The 455-nt window shown below is 63.1% G+C and carries 1 protein-coding gene; it reads right to left on the bottom strand.

What is annotated here, in order from left to right:
* On the bottom strand, positions 1-455 hold a 455-nt coding region (locus tag C1I92_RS33045), incomplete at both ends, for a GTP-binding protein (protein ID WP_233507580.1).

The following is a 455-nucleotide window of genomic DNA, read 5'->3' as shown; positions in this document are numbered from 1 at the left end:
GTGCAGGTGGTCTTCTGCGTGGCCTTGATACCGACGATTTCCAGTTCTTCGCCGACCTTGACGACGCCGCGCTCGATACGGCCGGTCACCACGGTGCCGCGACCCGAGATCGAGAACACGTCTTCCACCGGCATCAGGAACGTGCCGTCAACAGCGCGCTCCGGCGTCGGGATGTAGGTGTCCAGTGCGTCGGCCAGGTTCATGATGGCCACTTCGCCCAGTTCGCCCTTGTCGCCTTCGAGCGCCAGCTTGGCCGAACCCTTGATGATCGGAGTGTCGTCGCCCGGGAAGTCGTACTTCGACAGAAGTTCGCGCACCTCCATCTCGACCAGCTCCAGCAGCTCAGCGTCGTCCACCATGTCGCATTTGTTCAGGAACACGACGATGTACGGCACACCAACCTGGCGGGCCAGCAGGATGTGCTCACGCGTTTGCGGCATCGGGCCGTCAGCGGC

This window comes from Jiangella anatolica (assembly GCF_003236295.1).
Lineage (GTDB): Bacteria > Actinomycetota > Actinomycetes > Jiangellales > Jiangellaceae > Jiangella > Jiangella anatolica.
Note: the sequence above shows the minus strand (reverse complement) of the source record. Positions and strands in the feature narration are given on the sequence as shown.